19 protein-coding genes are annotated in these 19,230 nt (G+C 38.0%); 13 read left to right on the top strand and 6 right to left on the bottom strand.

What is annotated here, in order from left to right:
- Window positions 1-9: 9 nt before the first annotated feature.
- The 3 genes from odhB (at window position 10) to ACERJO_RS02910 (ending at window position 2,228) form a co-directional block, all read left to right on the top strand.
- Window positions 10-1,260 (top strand): 2-oxoglutarate dehydrogenase complex dihydrolipoyllysine-residue succinyltransferase, encoded by a 1,251-nt coding sequence (odhB, locus tag ACERJO_RS02920; protein ID WP_373646493.1) that lies wholly within the window; start codon window positions 10-12, stop codon window positions 1,258-1,260.
- Window positions 1,261-1,383: 123 nt separating this feature from the next.
- On the top strand, window positions 1,384-1,584 hold the full coding sequence (locus tag ACERJO_RS02915; RefSeq protein ID WP_247105425.1) for a DUF6501 family protein: 201 nt from the start codon (window positions 1,384-1,386) through the stop codon (window positions 1,582-1,584).
- Window positions 1,585-1,610: 26 nt separating this feature from the next.
- Window positions 1,611-2,228, top strand: a complete 618-nt coding sequence (locus tag ACERJO_RS02910; RefSeq protein WP_247105426.1) for a DedA family protein — start codon at window positions 1,611-1,613, stop codon at window positions 2,226-2,228.
- Between the two features lie 26 nt (window positions 2,229-2,254).
- On the opposite strand, the gene ACERJO_RS02905 is transcribed toward ACERJO_RS02910, so the two are convergent.
- Window positions 2,255-3,847 carry an ABC-F family ATP-binding cassette domain-containing protein gene (locus tag ACERJO_RS02905; RefSeq protein WP_373646492.1) on the bottom strand — a complete coding sequence of 531 codons (1,593 nt, stop codon included), beginning with the start codon at window positions 3,845-3,847 and terminating at the stop codon, window positions 2,255-2,257.
- Window positions 3,848-4,019: 172 nt separating this feature from the next.
- Window positions 4,020-4,277 carry a hypothetical protein gene (locus tag ACERJO_RS02900; RefSeq protein WP_247105428.1) on the bottom strand — a complete coding sequence of 86 codons (258 nt, stop codon included), beginning with the start codon at window positions 4,275-4,277 and terminating at the stop codon, window positions 4,020-4,022.
- A gap of 210 nt (window positions 4,278-4,487) precedes the next feature.
- Between ACERJO_RS02900 and recQ the strand changes: the two genes are divergently transcribed.
- The 5 genes from recQ to ACERJO_RS02875 all read left to right on the top strand — a co-directional run bounded on the left by recQ (window position 4,488) and on the right by ACERJO_RS02875 (window position 10,439).
- Window positions 4,488-6,593, top strand: a complete 2,106-nt coding sequence (recQ, locus tag ACERJO_RS02895; RefSeq protein WP_373646491.1) for a DNA helicase RecQ — start codon at window positions 4,488-4,490, stop codon at window positions 6,591-6,593.
- Window positions 6,594-6,660: 67 nt separating this feature from the next.
- Window positions 6,661-7,503, top strand: a complete 843-nt coding sequence (locus ACERJO_RS02890; protein ID WP_373646490.1) for a DegV family protein — start codon at window positions 6,661-6,663, stop codon at window positions 7,501-7,503.
- Window positions 7,504-7,517: 14 nt separating this feature from the next.
- Window positions 7,518-7,856 (top strand): bacillithiol system redox-active protein YtxJ, encoded by a 339-nt coding sequence (ytxJ, locus tag ACERJO_RS02885; RefSeq protein WP_373646489.1) that lies wholly within the window; start codon window positions 7,518-7,520, stop codon window positions 7,854-7,856.
- Between the two features lie 171 nt (window positions 7,857-8,027).
- On the top strand, window positions 8,028-8,924 hold the full coding sequence (locus tag ACERJO_RS02880; RefSeq protein ID WP_373646488.1) for a DUF4349 domain-containing protein: 897 nt from the start codon (window positions 8,028-8,030) through the stop codon (window positions 8,922-8,924).
- Window positions 8,925-9,608: 684 nt separating this feature from the next.
- The gene (locus tag ACERJO_RS02875; protein WP_373646487.1) at window positions 9,609-10,439 is read left to right on the top strand and encodes a collagen-like protein; all 831 of its coding nucleotides are present in this window, start codon (window positions 9,609-9,611) and stop codon (window positions 10,437-10,439) included.
- A gap of 772 nt (window positions 10,440-11,211) precedes the next feature.
- Here ACERJO_RS02875 and ACERJO_RS02870 read toward each other — a convergent pair.
- From ACERJO_RS02870 to ACERJO_RS02860, 3 genes are all read right to left on the bottom strand, one after another.
- A complete protein-coding gene (locus ACERJO_RS02870; protein WP_373646486.1) occupies window positions 11,212-11,718 on the bottom strand; it encodes a GNAT family protein in 507 nt (168 codons plus the stop codon).
- Window positions 11,719-11,876: 158 nt separating this feature from the next.
- Window positions 11,877-12,548, bottom strand: coding sequence for a bacillithiol biosynthesis deacetylase BshB2 (gene bshB2 / locus ACERJO_RS02865; protein ID WP_247105436.1), 672 nt, complete (start codon window positions 12,546-12,548; stop codon window positions 11,877-11,879).
- Window positions 12,549-12,565: 17 nt separating this feature from the next.
- Window positions 12,566-12,913 carry a YojF family protein gene (locus ACERJO_RS02860; protein ID WP_247105437.1) on the bottom strand — a complete coding sequence of 116 codons (348 nt, stop codon included), beginning with the start codon at window positions 12,911-12,913 and terminating at the stop codon, window positions 12,566-12,568.
- A gap of 147 nt (window positions 12,914-13,060) precedes the next feature.
- Here ACERJO_RS02860 and ACERJO_RS02855 point away from each other — a divergent pair, with 147 nt between their 5' ends.
- Window positions 13,061-13,837: a S1C family serine protease gene (locus ACERJO_RS02855; protein ID WP_247105438.1), complete on the top strand. Its 777-nt coding sequence runs from the start codon at window positions 13,061-13,063 to the stop codon at window positions 13,835-13,837.
- 159 nt (window positions 13,838-13,996) lie between these two features.
- Here the strand turns inward: ACERJO_RS02855 and ACERJO_RS02850 are convergent, their stop codons facing one another.
- On the bottom strand, window positions 13,997-14,926 hold the full coding sequence (locus ACERJO_RS02850; RefSeq protein ID WP_247105439.1) for an ArsR/SmtB family transcription factor: 930 nt from the start codon (window positions 14,924-14,926) through the stop codon (window positions 13,997-13,999).
- A gap of 174 nt (window positions 14,927-15,100) precedes the next feature.
- Here ACERJO_RS02850 and ACERJO_RS02845 point away from each other — a divergent pair, with 174 nt between their 5' ends.
- The 4 genes from ACERJO_RS02845 to ACERJO_RS02830 all read left to right on the top strand — a co-directional run bounded on the left by ACERJO_RS02845 (window position 15,101) and on the right by ACERJO_RS02830 (window position 18,960).
- A complete protein-coding gene (locus ACERJO_RS02845) occupies window positions 15,101-16,165 on the top strand; it encodes a branched-chain amino acid aminotransferase (protein ID WP_373646485.1) in 1,065 nt (354 codons plus the stop codon).
- A 156-nt stretch (window positions 16,166-16,321) separates the two neighbouring features.
- Window positions 16,322-17,113, top strand: a complete 792-nt coding sequence (locus tag ACERJO_RS02840; protein WP_373646484.1) for an HAD family hydrolase — start codon at window positions 16,322-16,324, stop codon at window positions 17,111-17,113.
- A 246-nt stretch (window positions 17,114-17,359) separates the two neighbouring features.
- Complete coding sequence (locus tag ACERJO_RS02835) at window positions 17,360-18,340, top strand: ring-cleaving dioxygenase (RefSeq protein ID WP_247105442.1); 981 nt, start codon at window positions 17,360-17,362, stop codon at window positions 18,338-18,340.
- Window positions 18,341-18,351: 11 nt separating this feature from the next.
- A complete protein-coding gene (locus ACERJO_RS02830) occupies window positions 18,352-18,960 on the top strand; it encodes an alpha/beta hydrolase (protein WP_373646483.1) in 609 nt (202 codons plus the stop codon).
- Window positions 18,961-19,230: the final 270 nt, after the last annotated feature.

Here is a 19,230-nt window from a genome sequence, read left to right as displayed (position 1 = left end):
GCCATTACGGTGATAGAGATTAAAGTACCAGAACTAGCGGAGTCAATTACAGAGGGAACGATAGCACAATGGTTAAAAGAAGTTGGAGAACATGTGAATCAAGGGGAGTATATTGCCGAGTTAGAAACTGACAAAGTGAATGTAGAAATTATTGCTGAGCATTCAGGTGTCATCAAGGAATTTACGAGAGAGCCTGGAGATACGGTTGAAGTAGGCGAAGTGATTGCTGTTATTGATGAAACAGGAACAGCTTCAACAGCTGGCACAAAAGAGAAATCACCATCTACTACTGAAAAAACAGATAAGAGTGAGAAGGAAGTGCCAGCAGCAAAGGAACCAACTGCAGATAAGTCAGAATCTCCTGCAAATGAACGATTACTTGCTTCACCTGCTGCTCGTAAGTTAGCACGTGAAAAGGGAATTGATCTTCAAGCTGTACAAACAACAGACCCAACAGGTCGAATTCGAAAGCACGACGTAGATGCACATCAATCTAAGCCTGCTCCACAGGCTCAAGCGCCTCAAGCAGCTTCAAATACGTCATCTACTAACGATACGAAGCCCGTTGAACGTATTAAAATGTCAAGACGTCGACAGACGATCGCGAAACGTCTAGTGGAGTCTCAGCAAACGGCTGCCATGTTAACAACTTTTAATGAAGTTGATATGTCAGCCGTGATGGATGTTCGTAAAAGACGCAAGGATGCATTTTATGATAAACATGGAGTGAAATTAGGGTTTATGTCTTTTTTCACAAAAGCAGTTATTGGAGCATTAAAAGAATTCCCTTTATTAAACGCAGAAATTCAAGGTGACGAAATTGTTAAAAAGAATTTTTATGATATTGGGGTTGCGGTTTCAACAGATGATGGGCTCGTCGTTCCGGTTGTTCGTGACGCAGATAAGCTTGGCTTCGCTGGTATTGAAAGTGAGATTTCAGAGCTGGGTAAGAAAGCACGCGATAACAAATTAGGACTTTCTGATTTACAAGGTGGTACTTTTACGATAACAAATGGTGGGGTTTTCGGTTCATTATGGTCGACACCAATCTTAAATGCACCTCAAGTCGGAATATTGGGTATGCACAAGATCCAATGGCGTCCAGTCGCGATTGATCAAGAAAACTTCGAAAATCGTCCAATGATGTATATTGCATTGTCTTATGACCACAGAATTGTTGACGGTAAAGAGGCTGTTAGTTTCCTTGTTCGTATTAAGGAAATGCTTGAAGACCCTGAGACGTTATTACTTGAAGGTTAATGTACATGAACAAGGATGCCTTAAACGGCATCCTTGTTTTATGAATATTATAGCGTGGGTGGTGCCACCTTTTCCCATTCATGTTATACTATCGTTGAAACTACGTAAGAAGGAAGTGAAGGTATGATTCATGTGAATTGGTCAGAACGAAAAACGATTAGAAATGTAGAATGTATTCATACGAATGCTAAGAAATATATGGTTGATCGTGCGTTAACAAAAGGGAAAACGTATGAGCTTAAAAATGAAACGGATGAATTTTATTTTGTGATTGATAATACAGGTTCTGTAGGTGGCTATTATAAAGATTATTTCAAAGGTTAGGTTTAAAATGAGAAGGGGGAAATAATATGGGAGAAGATCTCGATATTTGGATAACATTTATTCGACAATGTGGGTACCTTGCCTTATTTATCACACTAATTATCGGGCTTTTCTTGTTCCCTGTTCCTAATGAAGTTTTACTAATGAGCACCGGGTTACTAGCTACTACAACATTACTTTCTCCTCTTCCGACCTTCGCGGTTGTCTTTTCTAGTATTCTCTTTCATGGAAGCTTGTTATATATGATCGGTACGAAGATTCAAAAGGTTTCAACTACGACCCCAGATGAAAAAGCGCAATCGGTTTGGAGGGTAAGGGCTAATAAAGGGAAGGTGTTATTAGATCGGTATGGTTTAAAAGCAGCAAGCTTTAGCTATTTTTTCCCATTTATCCGTCATGCTGTACCACTTGGTATGGGAATGTCTAAAGTGAAATATCGTTGGTTTGCAATAGTTTCGTTTTCGTCAGCATTGATCTGGCAAAGCTGTTACTTTTTAATTGGCTTTTATTTTGGACGAACGATTACCGATTGGACTACTTTCGTTTATACGGTTATCATTGCATTAGCTTCTATATTATTTATCGTTATTGTTATTCGGTTTGGTAAATACCGCTTCAGAAAAAAAAGTCAAAGCCCTAGCTAAATAACTAGAGCTTTACGTCAGAATGATCATTTTTTATGAGAATCTAAATATTCATTATAACTCATTTCCTTGTCAATGAGCCCTTCATCGGTTAATTCAATGATCCGGTTTGCAATGGATTCATTAAATTGGTGGTCATGTGAATTAAAGATCATGGCTCCTTTGAAATTGATCAATCCATTATTTACTGCTGTAATTGATTCTAAATCAAGATGGTTCGTAGGTTCATCTAGCAGGAGAACATTTGCTCCACTTAGCATCATTTTAGAGAGCATACAACGAACTTTTTCTCCTCCAGATAAAACGCTCGCTTTTTTCTTAACTTCATCTCCTGAGAATAGCATTCTTCCGAGAAAGCCTCTTAAGAATGTATCACTATCATCATCAGGTGAGTATTGTCTGAGCCAATCAACTAAGTTTAAGTCGCTTCCTTCGAAATACTCTGAGTTGTCCTTTGGAAAATAGGCTTGTGAAGTTGTAATCCCCCATTTGAATGAACCACTATCAGGATCCATTTCACCTGTTAAAATTTTAAAAAGTGCTGTTTTTGCTAATTCATGATCTCCAACAAGTGCAATTTTATCCTCACGGTTCATCGTGAAGCTGACATTATTTAAAACGCGTTCACCATCAATCGTTTTACTAATTCCTTCAACCATTAATACATCATTACCAATTTCACGTTCAGCTGAAAAGTGAACATATGGGTACTTTCTTGAAGATGGACGGATATCATCAAGTTCAATTTTATCTAAAAGCTTTTTACGCGAAGTCGCTTGTTTGGATTTAGAAGCGTTCGCACTAAATCGTGCAATGAAGCCTTGTAGCTCTTTAATTTTTTCTTCTTTTTTCTTGTTTTGATCTTGAGCCATCTTCAATGCAAGTTGACTTGATTCATACCAAAAATCATAATTTCCGACATAAATTTGAATTTTCCCGAAATCTAAATCGGCGATATGTGTACACACCTTATTTAAGAAGTGTCGATCATGTGAAACGACAATGACGGTATTTTCAAATTGAATCAGGAATTCTTCAAGCCATTCTATAGCTGCTAAATCAAGATGGTTCGTCGGCTCATCTAATAAAAGAACATCTGGTTCTCCAAATAAGGCTTGAGCAAGTAAAACTTTGACCTTTTCGGAACCGGTTAAATCAGCCATTTTCTTTGTGTGTAATTCTTCCTTAATGCCAAGCCCCTTTAAAAGCACGGCTGCTTCTGATTCAGCTTCCCAACCATTTAATTCAGCGAATTCTCCTTCAAGCTCTGCTGCTTTCATACCATCCTCGTCTGAGAAATCTTCCTTCATATAGATCGCATCTTTTTCTTGCATGACTTTATACAAGCGTTGATGGCCCATTATAACGGTAGTTAATACTTCGATTTCTTCATATTCAAAATGGTTTTGTTTCAAAACAGCTAAGCGCTGCCCTGGCTTCAGGTGCACGTCACCCTTTTGTGCTTCAATTTCTCCTGATAAAATTTTCAAAAAAGTTGATTTTCCAGCCCCATTAGCTCCAATTAATCCGTAACAATTTCCAGGGGTGAACTTAATGTTTACATCTTCAAATAACTTTCGATCTCCAAATTGCAATCCAACATTCGTTACTGTAATCATTTATTACGTATCCTCCAATGTCTATATATCGAATGCATTATACCATTCAAAGCGCTAAAGTGATAGTACTTAACAACAATTTAATAAAGATTTCTTGATAATAGAAAATATCGATTGGAGAATTGATGGATGAACGTATCGAACAATGGACGAATATATGCTACGATCTTTACTATAGAAGGTAATAAACGATTAAACTAGCGATTGCTACTCCCATTATCGTTATTAATAGCTTTGACGATTTAATGGTGTAATTAACAATAACCGCTCCTAATAAAATGGCAAAAAATAGTGATAAATCAAGTGGGAATAGTTGATAGGATTCAATAAAAGATGTTCCAGTGAAAAGCCAAATAAAAACAGGAAAGAGCATGAAAAAGCTTAAAACAATAATACAGATTGTATTTAACCGCTGTAAAGATTCATTCATTATGCCACCTCTGTTTTAATTCTTTATAAAGCCTGTTCAAATGGATCCGTTCGCACCGCGTCTACAATACTTTCAAAAAATGTAGTAACTACGCTCATTACTTCGAGGTCATTCAAAAAAGGAATACCAATCCTTTTTGAATAACCTCTTATAAATAAGATAACCAAAAAAATAGAAGCAAATACAAGTTAGATGAAAAAGGAGATAATGATGGAAGCTCTAATGGAATCTGCAAAAAAGAAATTAAAGTTAATATATGGATATGATCAATTCCGTAAAGGACAAGAGGCGATTATCAAATCGGTCTTATCGAAGCAACGCACAATCGGTATCATGCCGACAGGTGGAGGGAAATCCATTTGCTATCAAATACCAGCATATATTTTACCTGGAGTGACAATCGTTATTTCTCCCTTAATATCTCTTATGAAGGATCAGGTGGATGCGTTAGTTGAACTCAATATGGCTGCAACGTATATTAATAGTTCATTGTCTACTCATGAAGAAAGGCTAAGGTATGAAGACATTCGAAACGGTACGTATAAGCTCGTATATGTTGCTCCAGAAAGAATGGAGCATTCCAGCTTTCAAGCACTTGTTGAGCAAGTAGAAGTATCGTTAATTGCTATTGATGAAGCTCATTGTTTGTCTCAATGGGGACATGATTTTCGACCAAGCTATTTATCCATTCCGGAATGGGTGAATGCCTTAAAAGGATCTCCCGCTGTACTTGCTTTGACGGCAACAGCTACAAAGCAAGTACAGGAGGATTTACAGTCATATTTGTCTGTTACGGATGAACATACTGTTATTACAGGGTTTGCTCGTCATAATTTGCGTTTTCAAGTAAAGAAAGGTATCGATAAGAAAGCGTTTCTCCTGTCATATTTGAAAAGCAGGCAAAGTGAATCGGGAATTATATACACATCTACTCGAAAAGAAGTTGAATCCATTTCCGAATGGCTTAGAATGAAGCAGATCAATGTGGCTGCATACCATGGTGGGATGTCTGAGAAACAGCGAATAAAAGCTCAAGAAGATTTTACGTATGACCGATCACCAGTCATAGTAGCAACAAATGCATTTGGAATGGGTATTGATAAATCGAATGTACGGTATGTGATTCATTACAATATGCCACGAACGATAGAGGCTTACTATCAAGAAGCTGGACGTGCTGGACGTGACGGGGAACTAAGCGAATGTATTCTTTTATTTTCTCCACAAGACATTCGGACGCAATCCTTTCTTATTGAACAATCATTATTAAATGAGGAACGAATGAAACATGAGTATGAAAAATTACAACAAATGACGAGTTTTTGCCATACGGAACGATGCCTTCAGCAATATTTGTTAGACTATTTTGGCGATAGTTCAATTGAAACATGTGGACGCTGTTCAAATTGTCTAAAGGAAGGAGAAAAGCTAGATCGGACAAAAGAGGCGCAAATGATTTTTTCATGCATTAAAAGGGTTAGAGAGAAATTTGGGAAAACGATCATTTCACAAATATTAATTGGCTCCTCTAATCAAAAGATTAAGCAATTTCAATTCCAAGAACTACCTACATATGGATTACTAAATAAGTGGAGCCAGAAGCAAGTAGCTCAATTAATTGATTTATTAATTGCTGAAGGGTATATTGCACCAACTGGTAGCTCTTATCCAACATTGAGCTTGACAGAAAAAGTAATACCTGTGTTGAAAGGTGAGAGGAACATTTATGTTTTCGAAGCAAAAGGGAATGATAAGCCTGAAGAACAAAATGATGTGTTTGAAGCAATGCGAGCATTAAGAAAAGCGCTAGCATCAGAACAGAATATTCCTCCATATATGATCTTTTCAGACCGTACGTTAAGGGAAATGAGTCAGTATATCCCGCAAACAAAAGAGGAATTAATGGGTATTAATGGTGTAGGTGAACAAAAGTGGGGAAAGTACGGGCTTGTTTTTTTAGATGAGTTAAAACAATTTGTGGATCGAAAGCCAGATCAGTCCCCTTTGAAAACAAAAGCGAATTCAGGGAAATTAAAGACGAATTATTTAGATACAGCTAATCGTTTCAAGGAACAACCGTCTGTCCCCGATGTAGCTGCCTATTTCTCCTTAACGGAAATGACGATAATCAAACATTTGATTCGTGCGGAACAGGAAGGGGTCCATTTAGAATTAGTTCAGTATGTAGACGATCACAAGCAGAAGCTTATTAGAAAAGCAGCTGAAGAAGTAGGGACTGAAAGGTTGAAACCGATTAAAGAGGTATTACCTGAGTCAATTTCTTATCAAGATATACGTTTCACATTACTGATATAATTTTCATCCGATTTGATGGGTGTCTTATGGTATAGTAATAGTGAGATTATTTGTAAGGAGAGCTTTTATGACGATTAAAATAGTAACAGATTCAACTTGTGATTTAACTAATGATGTTATTCAGACTTATGACATTACGGTTGTACCGTTATCAATTACGTTTCAATCAGAAACTTTTCTCGATGGTGTCGATCTAACGAAGCAGCAGTTCCTCAACAAGCTCAAGGCATCTGAGGAATTACCAAAAACATCGCAACCATCAATGGGTTCATTTTCCGAAGTGTATGAACGGTTATTAAGTGACCCATCAACAACACATGTCATTTCGATTCACATTACCGAAGGCATGAGTGGCACGTATCAATCTGCACGAGCTGCTGCGCAAGAATTTAATGGTGAAGTGACAGTCGTTAATTCATCGTTTATTTCACAAGCGCTTGGTTTTCAAGTCATAGAAGCGGCAGAAAAAGCGAAGCAAGGCTTTTCTGTGAAAGATATAGTCACTCATTTGAATACGATACGTGAACAAACGTCTTTATATATGATGGTTGATACGTTAGACTATTTAGTAAAGGGTGGCAGAATTGGGCGTGGAAGAGCGCTTATAGGCTCATTATTGAAAATTAAACCGATAGCTTCTCTAGATGATGGTGTGTATACTCCTGTTGCTAAAGTAAGAACAGAGCAAAAGATATTAGCATTTTTTAAAAAGAAATTTGAGCAAGAGACTGCAGGGAAAAAAGTGAAAAGAATTGGAATTTCTCAAGTAGATGCTGAAAAACTAGCTATAAAAGTCCGCGATATGATACATTTATTAACAGATGCACCTGTATCAATTGCAGAGACATCACCTATTATAAGTACACACACTGGACCTGGTGCATTAGCATTTATGTATTATTTTAAATAAAAGAGGTGTTTTAGATGAGTGAGAAAGTAAGGGACATACAATCGATGGATGAATGGAAAGAGTTGTTAGCTAGTCATACACCGACGTTAGTTTTGAAGCATAGTACAACATGTCCAATTAGTGCAGAAGCGTATAATCAATTTACTGCTTATGTAAACGATCAAAAAAATGATGAAATCAAGTATGCATTAGTAAAGGTGATTGAACAACGTCCTATATCAAATCAAATCGCTGAAGATTTAAATTTGAAGCATGAATCACCTCAATGTATTTTTGTGAAAGATCAACAGGTCATATGGTCAGCTACACATTGGGCCGTTACGAAAGAGGCTATAACTGAGCAAATAACGTAACAATAAAAGAGTGGTATTTGAAGGTTAGGGAACCTTTAAATACCACTTTTTGTTGCAATAAGATAGACTTGGTGAAAGAATGTACTAATCGTTACCTAAAAGAAATGATTTTGAAACCATTTTCAGTCAACACTCGTTTCATTTATAAAAAAAGAAACGGGGTTGTCAATGATGAAAAATATATTTCTGTTACTCATTACTAGTTTGTTCGTAACCGTTGCTGGTTGTCAAAGCGCTGGAGAGGAATTAGTTGCTGAAGATACTTTAAGCATTGAATATGCTGTTGAGCAGGAAAGCAGTCGTTCTGATAGTGTTGATCAAGTAGAAAGTGCACCTGATGTTGTATCAGGTGAAGGCGCGGCATTTGCAAAGGAACGAATGATTTCTTACCAATCATATATGTCTGTTGATGTAGAAAGCTTAATGGAAAGCATGGGTCATTTACAAGAGAGAGCTACAGAATACAATGGTTATGTAGTTGAATCCACTTTTTTTGAATCAGAAACAAACCCATACGGTACAATGGCCTTTCGTATACCGGAAGAATCATTTGTCCTATTTATGGAAGAGGTGAGTGAGCATGCTCAAAAGGTGAACCATCACGAGACAATTGCTCAGGATGTGACAGAGGAATATGTTGATTTAGAATCGCGCTTATCTTCAAAACAAGCGGTTGAAGAGCGGCTTCTACAATTTCTTGAGGAAGCAGAGAATACAGAGAACTTACTAGCGATTTCACAGGATTTAGCGAATACGCAGGAAGAAATAGAGCAACTCACTGGTCGTATGCAATACCTTGAAAATCAAGTGAGCTATTCTAGCGTTAGTATCGATTTAAAAGAAGATACTGTAAGAGTGGGAACGATTCAAGGTGAGGAAGACTTAAATACTTGGGAAGAGGCCAAGAAATTATTTATCGATACAGTTAATTTCTTAATTACTTCCGTTTCAGCTATAATTGTATGGTTAATAGGCTTAAGTCCACTCTTTATTCCTATTATCGTTATAGCTTTTGTTATTTCGTATAGATTGAGACGTATGAAGAAAAAGAAGACCACTATAGACTAAATGAAGGCATTGAAAATCGAAGTGATTCTGACTATACGATTTATATTTTAGAAGGTTTTCTGTTTTCAGGCGAAGAACTACAGCGTAATGTTATTGTTTGGGTTATGATGGAGACTATTTTACTCGAATTATTATACATGACTCAAAGGTGAACTCTAATGAGCTAAAAGAAACAATTCTTAATCATTCTGAAAATGAGATAAATGAAGTGAATGTTGAAATAGATGGTGCTGATTTTGGACTACGAGAAGAATATATTGCTGAAAATGGGGATGTGACTGCGACCTATCATGCTCTAAAAACGTATGATAATGAAAAATAACTACAATTTACCTTTTTTTACCATTATAAGAATCCTTTCTGAAGGTTATTTTTTCGGAGTATAACCTTATCAGAAATGGGTTCTTTTTTCATTTATTTTATGCATGATGATTTAAAGAAATTGTCCATTTAATAGACGATGTATACGATCATCGATTTTACATGAATAATTCAGGTTTAAATACTTTACACGTTTAAACGAAATCCCTTCTCTGTTCGTAATAAGACATATGCCCTCTAATTCTCATCAACACGATTTATTTCACAACATTATTTTTTAGTTTGAATTAAACTAATCATTTTGTTTCCTTTTTACCCAACCAGACATAATCTAATGATAAAGTGATAAAGGAGATGATAACTGTGTCAAATTTTGGAAAACCATATAAAGGATGCTGTCCGATATATCCGGTTCGAAAACAGCCTCGGAAAAAATGCATCTGTCCACCTGGACCACGGGGCCCAGCCGGCCCAGCGGGAGCAACCGGCCCAGAGGGTCCAGCGGGAGCAACCGGCCCAGAGGGTCCAGCGGGAGCAACCGGCCCAGAGGGTCCAGCGGGAGCAACCGGCCCAGAGGGTCCAGCGGGAGCAACCGGCCCAGAGGGTCCAGCGGGCCCAGCCGGCCCAGAGGGTCCAGCGGGAGCAACCGGCCCAGCGGGTCCAGCGGGCCCAGCCGGCCCAGAGGGTCCAGCGGGAGCAACCGGTCCAGCGGGCCCAGCGGGAGCAACCGGCCCAGAGGGTCCAGAGGGCCCAGCCGGCCCGGCAGGAGGAGTATTAGCCTTTGCAGATTTTTATGCATTGATGCCACCTGATAATGCAGCAACAGTTGCTCCCGGTACAGACGTAAGTTTTCCGCAAGACGGACCTATTAGTGGGACTGATATAACCCGTACTGGTCCTAGTACATTTAACTTGTCTGAAATTGGCACTTATCAGGTCTTGTTTCAGGTAAGTGTAAGCGAAACGGGACAACTGATTTTAACTCTCGATGGAGCTGACCTAGACTATACGGTGGTTGGGCGAGCAACCGGTACTACCCAGATAGTAGGAATGGCTCTTGTAACAACAACAAGCATCAATTCAATACTCACTGTACAAAATCCAGCTGGCAATGCCGCAGCACTAATCATCACTCCTCTCGCTGGAGGAACAAGGCCTGTTTCAGCACACCTTGTTATCACACGACTCCAATAGAGTGGGAAAATAAAATGGTCTATACCAAATTATGAAGTAGACTGGTCTGTTAGGTAGCTTTAGAGCCTCCTAATAACTCATAATTCAATATAAGAAATCATGTTAGGTCTCTGCCGATTGAGTCAATCGGTCATTTGTAGGATTGTAAAGAAAAACTACACCTCGAATGTTAGACATAGTGGAAAAATCGAGGTGTAGTTCAACTGATGTTGACTCTTTTAATAGTTAACTTAAATGTTACGTGTGTACTCCTTTAGTAATATGTTGAGCTCACCATTAACGACATACTCATGCAACAATTTTATTCAGCAAAATGTGAACATGAAACTAATATCTGAATGTTTAGGAGATATCACTAACCAGTCTGTAAAATGAGGTTATCAAGTACTTGATTGGTAGGGACAGAACAAATTAAAAGAACAAAATAACCGGCTGATCAATTTAGTAATATATAGATATTAAGCTTTAATAATACAACAAGAAGCAGTCAAACTTTTGATACCAACTTTTAAGTTAATATTATGACCCAAATTATGATCAGCTAAAATACAAAGAGGCTGGGACAAAAGTGGTTTAACTAAAAGAAAAGCCGAACAATGATAGATGGTGGACGTAAACCGCTCCTGAAATATACTTCGCTTTCCGCGTGAAGCCGGTGAGCCTCCTCGTGCTTCGCACTGCGGGGTCTCACCCTTGGCTTTTCATCCCGCAGGAGTCTACGTATATTTCATCCGCTACGTTCATCTTTTGTTCGGGTTTCCAGATAGACACTTTAGTTATGTCCCAGCCTCTGACAAACAATTGATCCATTTTGATTTTCATAATCAACCTCAACATCAAAATCATGCTTCTCGTAAAAATGGATGAGTCTATCAAGATGGCCCCAATCTCGTTTAGCAAGGTCGCCTTTAATACTATGAATATTCTGTTCTTTGGCATGCTCCTTTAAATAATCCATACAGATAGAACCGAAACCTTTATTTTCTTCTCCTTTTATATCGCCTATAAAAAGGCTGAAATCATCTGTATATTTAGCCTGGAGCATAAAGTCCCAATGTCCGCGGTAGGCAGAGTTGCACTCATGGATCATAATATGACATGAATGCCCATCATCTATCATGGATACAATCACCCATTTTTCGTTTTTGGATTGTTCAATTCCAATCACTTGCTTGCCTTTTGCTATTTCTTTTACATTTTGTTGTAATCGAAATAGTTGAAATTCTACGTCATCACATGTCGATTGCTTTTCATCCGTGCGTGGCTCGGTTAAAAGCACATAACCACTCCTTTTCTTTTTTTCTATGAAAATGCCTCTTTACAAATATCATAGTATACAAGAGAAAGGATGAATGTTCAAGTTGAGTTTATAGTCATAAAAAATGTCCATCTATTGCATGAAATAGATGGACATATGTAGTACTAATATATAGAATATTAAAATGCAAACCGGTATGTCCAGAAACGTTCTGTTTGTAACCAAGCCAATGCTTCAGGATCTCCCTTTTTCCATTTGGGTTCCATTTCTTCTAACATCCAAGCCGTTTGTGAAAGGTGTGCTCGTAATGCGTTTCGTTTCACTTCTGCAAAGGGTTCAATGTTAACAATAATATCAGGTTCACCGATATCATTAAGGTGATTGTTGGAAAAAGCAATACAATGGACTTTCGGCCGATCAGCTACTGGTAGGGACTGTACAGCTTGAGTAACAGCACGTCCAGTAGCATCATGATCTGGATGAACAGAATGGCCAGGATAAAAGGTAATGACCAATGAAGGCTTCAACTCAGCAATTAAATGAAGGACAACGGCTTGTAATTCTTCCTCTGGTTCAAATTCAATCGTTTTATCACGATAGCCTAACATACGTAAATCGTCTATGCCCATTACTTCTGCCGCTTGCTCTAATTCTTTCTTTCTTATAAGTGGTAATGATTCACGTGTTGCGAAAGGTGGGTTTCCTAAATTTCGTCCCATTTCACCTAATGTTAAACATGCGTACGTAATGGGGGTACCTTGCTTAGCGTGCATGGCAATCGTTCCTGCTGCTCCAAATGTTTCATCATCCGGGTGAGGGAATACGACTAATACATGTCTTTCTGTTTCCATAATTATTCTCTCCTTTCTTATGTAAATGGGTTTTCACTAATTTGTAGAGCTACTGCTAATTTCCCATCAGCCCCATGCCCCGCAAGTAACAAGCGATTTTCTGCATCAATTTCATAATGCGTTAACCCTTCAGCATAAATCCATCCGATTTCTAGTTTTAATCCTACTCGATACGGACCTTCTCCAGCTACTTTTCCATGTGAATAGATAACTTGTGCATTACGAATGAATGCTCCCGCAGAAAAAAAAGATTCGTCATTATGGGAAGCATAGGCACCATTCGTCGTTTCTAAATGGATGTATACAGGTTTGTTGCAATTTGAGTTTAATGTATGTTGAACTTCTTCAACGAGAATGCTTTCCATGAGTAAACCTCCTAAACTTACTAACTTATTCTATTATATAGTAAATGCCACATAGCAAACAATCAAACCGTCTACAGATTTACGTTATCGCTTTTTTTTTGATAAAATAAAGTGATGAAGCTACAAAGAAGAGTAGGTGAGCAGTAGATGAAGAAATTGGATAAGTCAGGTGAAGATTCATTTGAAGAGCCATCCGCTGAAGATTTTCTGATGGAAGAACAAGAAACAGAAGAAGAGAAAAAAGGAAAGAAACGTAGGAAACGCCTTTTTCAATTCATTGGATTATTCGTTGCTTTATTGTTAGTCGCTCAAATATTTAATATATGGCTCGATTTATTTTCACCTCAATCAAGAGAATTAGCGCGAGTTTCGGAAGAGTTGAGCACGATTGAACATATGGAATCCTATAAGGAGGCTGTAGCAGTCATTGTTGGAAGCGACAGCCGGGGAACAGGGTTTATCATATCTCCTGATGGGTACATGCTAACAAATCATCATGTGATTGAACAAAATGAGCCGTTTTATGTGAGCTTACCAAATGGAGAAGTGTACGAAGCAGAAGTAATCAAGTCAATTGAAACGCCAGATCTCGCATTGTTAAAAGTAGAAGGAGATCAACTACCATTTTTATCGTTAAGAGAGTATGGAGCTACAGAGCATGAGGAAATATACGTGATTGGGAACCCCGGATTACAATCTTCTATTGTGAATGAAGGGGAAATTGAAAGCTCAGAGGGTACATACCAACGTATGAAGATTACAAACACTATTTTACCTGGTCATAGTGGGAGTCCAGTATTATCGAAAGAAGGGGAAGTTGTGGGCGTTGTGTACGCACGAACAATCGGAAGTGAAGCTGGTTATGGATTAGCCATACCTCTTGAACGCGTGTACGAACACTTTCCAGAGTTAAAAGAACTTTAAGATAATATAGAAAGTTAAGTCTTTTCAGTGTGCTAGTCGTTGGAAATTTGACGAATTAGACAGTATACCTCGCTTCCCACAGGAGACTGGTATCCTGTGGGAAGCTACCTTCATGTAGAGAAAACAAATTCTTTAACAAATGAGATGATTCGTTTTTACTTATTCAGGCAGGACTTCTTCTAAATCCTTTTCGTAAAATAATCGGAATAGAATATCTTGGTTGTAATTTCCAAATCCTGATCCAAAAAGTGTTACTCCACCAATATGTTCTGCATCATCATGAATAGCAATTCTAAACGTCCACTGTTTTGCTTCAATATCGATGTCATTAATCGAGTAGCCTGATAATTTTATCCCATCAAGAAATGTTCCGTTTTCAGTTACTCGAATACATTTCAATAATCCGTATTGATTTATGACTCTTGGCCACCAGTCTGGTGTATACTTGCCTAGGCTATCACCGAAATCACCAGGGCTTGTCCAAGTTCCAAGCTCAATTCCATTAAAAATGAAGGAAATGTCAGAAGGCCAATGTTCATTCGTTAAAGGTGCTTCAGACGAAAGTTCCATTGATATTTCTAATGCTTTCGGTGTTTCATTTGATAAAAGGAAATTGGGTGCTTTGTATTCAATAAATCCTTTTCCAAACCAAAGAATTTTGGCATTAAAACGTTCAGGGTCTAAAAAATATCGAATATCGTCAAATTGTCCAATGATCATTTTTTCAGTAGCAAGGCCACAAGTAGGCTCGATCGAAAAATCAGTGAAATGTCCGACTGATAGTGTTGTTTGATGAAAAGCAAGAGATTGACTTTGCTTAACTGGAAAAATAATATCAATTTCATCTACATTTAAGATACATAGCTTTTGTATACCTGCTCGACCAGGTACCATTTCAGTGCGGATAATTCCTGCTTTTTCAAGCTTCTTAATATGCATCGTCATAATAGCACTACTTAACCCAACTGCTTCAGCTAATTCTCGTATATTTGAAGATTTCTTTGATAGAATTTGAATAATAGAAAGGCGTACATTACTTGCAAGAGCTTCAAAGACGGGCAATGATTTGTTTGAAATATCGAGTTGCATCTCGTTCCTCCAACTTTTTATTGATTGCGTTTACATGAAATATTTTCTTTTTAATTATACATATAAGGTTTCTTTTAATCAAATAGAGCTCATTTACAGTAGTTGAAGATTGTCATTGTATTCATTGCTTTTTATTTATAAAATAAGAACATGGTGATTTGAAAGGAGAAAAAGATGAAAGAATTACATATTGAACAAGCAGATACAAGAAAAGAAATCCCTAAAACAGATGAACTAGTATTTGGTCGACACTATTCAGATCATATGTTTGTCATGGATTATAAAGATGGAAAAGGTTGGTTTAATCCTCGGATTGTTCCATATAACCCAATTACTTTAGACCCTGCTGCGATGATTTTTCATTACGGACAAACTGTGTTTGAAGGCTTAAAAGCTTATCGTACTTCGGATGATCAAGTTTTGATGTTTCGACCGGAAGAAAATTTCAAAAGGCTCAATCGATCTAGTGAGCGCTTGAGCATGCCAAAGGTTCATGTAGATGAGATGATTGAATACTTAAAACAGTTACTTAAGGTAGATAAAGAGTGGATTCCAAAAGAAGCGGGCTATTCGTTATATATACGTCCATTTATTATCTCGACCGAATCTAATTTAAGTTTAGCCCCTTCAAAAACGTACACATGTATGATGATTTTATCTCCAGTTGGTTCCTATTATAAAGAGGGGATCAAACCAGTCGGGATACATGTGGAGGAAAATTACACACGTGCTGTAAAAGGAGGAACGGGCACAGCCAAAACAGCAGGGAATTACTCTGCAGCATACAAAGCTCAAGAGAAGGCAACAGAAGAAGGCTACTCTCAAGTGTTATGGCTAGATGGGATTGAAAAGAAATATATTGAGGAAGTTGGAAGTATGAATGTCTTTTTTAAGATAAATGGAGAAGTTGTTACACCTAAGTTAAATGGGAGTATTCTTGAAGGGATTACACGTAAATCTATTATTGAACTATTACACAGATGGGGAATAGTTGTGAACGAACGCCAAATCTCTATCGATGAGCTATTTGCAGCATACGAGCGTGGAGAACTTGAGGAGGCATTTGGTACAGGTACTGCTGCGGTCATCTCTCCGGTTGGAGAATTGAAATGGAATGACCGTCAAATGGTGATTAATAATCGTGAAACGGGTCATTTAGCGCAAAAGCTATATACAACTTTAACAAGTATTCAAACGGGTAAAGAAGAGGATCCGTTTGGATGGGTTGTGCATGTATAAGAGTAACGATATAAATGATGAAATAGATTGGGATCAATAAGACTAAAGCTTGCAATAACACTATTGGCGTGTAAAAGAAAAACGGTTTACATCTTCTGAACCAAACGGTAATCTATATGTAGAATATTAATGATGAAGTAGCTAGGGGGAGCAAGGATGTTAAAGGCGATTTTTTTTGACTTAGATGATACGCTTCTTTGGGATCAAAAAAGTGTTGCAAAGGCGTTTGAAGAGACGTGTAAGGTAGCGCAAGATCAATACGGTGTCAATGCAAAAGCATTAGAAGAGGCTGTTAGAGAAGAAGCAAGAAAGTTATATTCTTCATACGAAACGCATGAGTTTACTCAAATGATTGGAATTAACCCTTTTGAAGGCTTATGGGGGAACTTTTTAGATGATCATGAACATTTTAAAAAGATGAGTGAAATTGTCCCAGCCTATCGAAGGGATGCGTGGACGAACGGTTTGAAATCGTTGGGGATAGATAAACCAAAACTTGGACAGAAGCTTGCCGAACGTTTTCCAGAGGAACGTCGTAAACACCCTTTCGTTTACGAAGAAACTTTTTCAGTGTTAGATAAATTGAAAGGCTCATATAAGCTATTATTACTAACGAACGGATCGCCTGATTTACAGCAAACGAAATTATCTATTACACCAGAGATTGCTCCATATTTTGATGAAATTATTATTTCTGGTGGCTTCGGTAAAGGCAAACCAGATCCATCCATTTTTGAACATGCACTTGCACGAGTAAATGCTCAAAAGAATGAAGCAATAATGGTAGGAGATAACTTAATGACGGATATTTTAGGAGCGAATCGAGTAGGAATTCCTTCAGTTTGGATTAACCGACACGAAAAAGAACGTAACGAAGTCACTCCTTCTTATGAAATTACGCACCTAAATGATTTAATCACACTAATTGAACAAATTGAAAAAAAATAATTGATCATAATGGAGAGGCTGGGCAAAAGAGTTTGATAAATGAACGTCCGAACCAATATATGTGTCGCCCAATGTTCGGATTCTTAGTTAATCACTTTCGTTTTGTTCCAGACTCCTTCTGCGTAAATAAATTTCGATATCGAAATACTTTACATTGAAATAAAAAATTTGTACAATATATGTATGGAATGAGACTACACTAAAGAATGAATAACCGAATGAAATAAATACTAGGAGTGAATACTGATGGAATTAAAACCATTAAAAGGTCAACACCATGTTTCAGCTATCACTGGACAAGCAGAAAAAAACTATCGTTTCTATACAGACATAATGGGTATGAGGTTAGTTAAGAAAACGGTGAATCAAGATGATACGTCAGTATATCATTTGTTTTATGCCGATGAACGAGGAAATCCAGGAACTGATTTAACATTTTTTGAGTTACCTTATGCTGGACAAACACATCGTGGTACGAATAGTATCTCATTAACGAGCTTACGAGTACCTTCAGATGAGTCTCTCTCCTACTGGAAGGATCGTTTCGAACAATTTAATATTACTCATGATGAGGTAGAAAATTATACAGGAAGAAAGACATTGAAATTTGAGGATTTTGAAGGGCAACGCTTGCAGTTAGTATCAGATGAAACGAACAGTGGTGTTGCAGGAGGGACTCCTTGGGAAGAAAGTCCTGTACCTGAAAGCTATGCGATTTTAGGATTAGGGCCAGTGCAATTAACAGTCTCAACATTCGAGCATACAGCAATGATATTAACGGATGTCATGGGCTACCGAGAAACACGATCATATCCGTCACCAGTTGAAGGTCAAAAGGATATTCGCGTTTTTGAAACGGGTGAAGGGGGCTCAGGTGCGGAAGTGCATGTAGAAGAGCGTTCTGATTTGCCGCGTGAACGCCCAGGGCGTGGAAGTGTTCACCATGTAGCTTTTCGTGTTGAAAGTGAAGAGGAATTAAAAAAGTGGGTTGAACGCTTGAAACAACTTCGACTACCTAGTTCAGGCTTTGTGGAACGTTATTACTTCCGTTCTTTATATTTTCGTGAACCGAACGGCATCTTATTCGAATTAGCAACGGACGGTCCTGGGTTTGAGGGGGATGAATCTTTTGAAACGTTAGGTGAAACGTTAGCCCTCCCTCCGTACTTAGAGAGTCAACGAGAACAAATTGAAGCAACGATTAAGCCATTAAATACGAAACGTTAGGAGAATGCTTTATGAAGTATCTATTCCGAGAAGGAAAAGGTAGTAACGGATTGACCTTTTTATTGTTGCATGGAACTGGAGGAAACGAAGAGGACCTGTTACCGATTGCTGCTTTAATTGACTCTGAAGCGAATATATTAAGTGTTAGAGGGAATGTGTTGGAAAATGGTATGCCTCGTTTTTTTAGAAGAGTAGCTGAAGGAGTGTTTGATGAAGAGGATTTAATCTTTCGAACGAAAGAACTATATTCATTTGTGAAAGAGAAAGCTGATGAATACGGTTTTGATGCACAGAAAGTCGTTGCTATTGGTTATTCCAATGGGGCAAATATTGCTGCAAGCTTACTGTTTCATTACGAAAATGCGTTAAAAGGGGCAATTTTATATCATGCGATGGTACCTCTTAAAGGATTAACACTACCTGATTTGTCTAACAGCTCTATTTTTATAGGTGCTGGTAAACAAGATCCGCTAATTCCGGCAGCGGAAACCGAAGAGCTGATTACATTACTACAAGGTTCCCACGCTAATGTCACAAGCTTTTGGCAGGAAGGTGGCCATCAACTGACACGCGATGAGGTTGAAGAGAGTAAGCGTTGGTTCATCCAAACATTTAAATAATCGGTATAAAAAAAGAGAGTTAGCAAGCGTTATATTGCTAGAATCCTTAAGCCTGTCGACTGTCTCGCTATTGCGAGACAGTCGACAGGCTCATTGTGATTAAAGAGCATCGTCATGGTAAGTCTCATCGAATCTGCTCCCGGGATAGGGGGCACGCTTTCCGCGGAAAGCGAAGTATATTTCAGGAGCGGTTTATTTGCACCGCTTGTCCTAGCTTCTTTTTTTAGAAATGATGAAGTTAAATGGATTTAAACTTTCTCTTTGTTTAGT

This window comes from Halalkalibacter sp. AB-rgal2, from assembly GCF_041821005.1.
GTDB lineage: Bacteria > Bacillota > Bacilli > Bacillales > Bacillaceae_D > Halalkalibacter.
The sequence above is the reverse complement of the archived record's forward strand: the minus strand, read 5'-3'. Positions and strand labels throughout refer to the sequence as shown.

Bases quoted from the DNA above. Each gene is read 5' to 3' on its own strand.
- ACERJO_RS02915 (WP_247105425.1), top strand. From the start codon at position 1,384: ATGATTCATGTGAATTGGTCAGAACGAAAAACGATTAGAAATGTAGAA.
- ACERJO_RS02910 (WP_247105426.1), top strand. From the start codon at position 1,611: ATGGGAGAAGATCTCGATATTTGGATAACATTTATTCGACAATGTGGG.
- ACERJO_RS02905 (WP_373646492.1), bottom strand. From the start codon at position 3,847: ATGATTACAGTAACGAATGTTGGATTGCAATTTGGAGATCGAAAGTTA.
- ACERJO_RS02900 (WP_247105428.1), bottom strand. From the start codon at position 4,277: ATGAATGAATCTTTACAGCGGTTAAATACAATCTGTATTATTGTTTTA.
- recQ (WP_373646491.1), top strand. From the start codon at position 4,488: ATGGAAGCTCTAATGGAATCTGCAAAAAAGAAATTAAAGTTAATATAT.
- ACERJO_RS02890 (WP_373646490.1), top strand. From the start codon at position 6,661: ATGACGATTAAAATAGTAACAGATTCAACTTGTGATTTAACTAATGAT.
- ytxJ (WP_373646489.1), top strand. From the start codon at position 7,518: ATGAGTGAGAAAGTAAGGGACATACAATCGATGGATGAATGGAAAGAG.
- ACERJO_RS02880 (WP_373646488.1), top strand. From the start codon at position 8,028: ATGAAAAATATATTTCTGTTACTCATTACTAGTTTGTTCGTAACCGTT.
- bshB2 (WP_247105436.1), bottom strand. From the start codon at position 12,548: ATGGAAACAGAAAGACATGTATTAGTCGTATTCCCTCACCCGGATGAT.
- ACERJO_RS02860 (WP_247105437.1), bottom strand. From the start codon at position 12,913: ATGGAAAGCATTCTCGTTGAAGAAGTTCAACATACATTAAACTCAAAT.
- ACERJO_RS02855 (WP_247105438.1), top strand. From the start codon at position 13,061: ATGAAGAAATTGGATAAGTCAGGTGAAGATTCATTTGAAGAGCCATCC.
- ACERJO_RS02850 (WP_247105439.1), bottom strand. From the start codon at position 14,926: ATGCAACTCGATATTTCAAACAAATCATTGCCCGTCTTTGAAGCTCTT.
- ACERJO_RS02845 (WP_373646485.1), top strand. From the start codon at position 15,101: ATGAAAGAATTACATATTGAACAAGCAGATACAAGAAAAGAAATCCCT.
- ACERJO_RS02840 (WP_373646484.1), top strand. From the start codon at position 16,322: ATGTTAAAGGCGATTTTTTTTGACTTAGATGATACGCTTCTTTGGGAT.
- ACERJO_RS02835 (WP_247105442.1), top strand. From the start codon at position 17,360: ATGGAATTAAAACCATTAAAAGGTCAACACCATGTTTCAGCTATCACT.
- ACERJO_RS02830 (WP_373646483.1), top strand. From the start codon at position 18,352: ATGAAGTATCTATTCCGAGAAGGAAAAGGTAGTAACGGATTGACCTTT.